A 692-nucleotide genomic window follows, 5' to 3' on the forward strand; every position below is an offset into this window, starting at 1 on the left:
GCGCGAGGCCGGCGAAACCTTCCCCTCGGAGTCGCTGCTCACGATGATGATGCTCTACCGCGCGGTCGCGGCCACCGACCGCAAGCACGCTGCCGAACTGTCCCCCTACAAACTCAGCCTCAGCCAATTCCAGGCGCTTAGCGTTTTGCACCGGGTCCGCAGGTCGGTCACCATGGGTGAATTAGCCGAATTGCTGTCCATTCGACCCGCCAACCTCACCGGTATGGTTGACACCCTCGCGAAGCGATCCCTGGTCCGGCGCGTGCTCAACCCCCGTGACCGGCGTTCGATCCTTGTGGAGATTACCCCCGCTGCCGAGGAGTTCCTGGGTCATTTCCTCCCTTACCATTGGGACTACCTCAAAACTCTGACCAGCGGCTTGACAGACGACGAGTTGCGGCAACTGGCAGATTTGCTGGACCGCCTGCGGGCTTCGATCGAGGCCGCCCCAGCATGTTCACCTCCCCCACTCCCGGTTCTCATGCCGACCGGCCAGGTGGAAACAGCCCACCGGGCCGACGCCTCGACAACGGCGCAATAACGCCGGCCCGCAACCAGCTCCGATCGCCCGCGGCGGTCACGCTTCAGTGGCGTTGACGGTCTCGGCAAGGCCAGCACGGCGATGGCATCCTGGCTCCATGGTTGCCGTTCACTCCACGATGCTCCCCCTGGGCACTTCCCTGCCCCACTTT

At 64.2% G+C, this 692-nt stretch carries 1 protein-coding gene; it reads left to right on the plus strand.

Translation table 11 applies throughout. The features are described from left to right. A partial coding sequence (locus tag F6Q13_RS18935) for a MarR family winged helix-turn-helix transcriptional regulator (protein ID WP_293059792.1) occupies positions 1-541 on the plus strand: 541 nt, incomplete at its 5' end. Between the last annotated feature and the right edge of the window lie 151 nt (positions 542-692).

This window comes from Mycobacterium sp., assembly GCF_008709575.1.
Taxonomy (GTDB): domain Bacteria; phylum Actinomycetota; class Actinomycetes; order Mycobacteriales; family Mycobacteriaceae; genus Mycobacterium.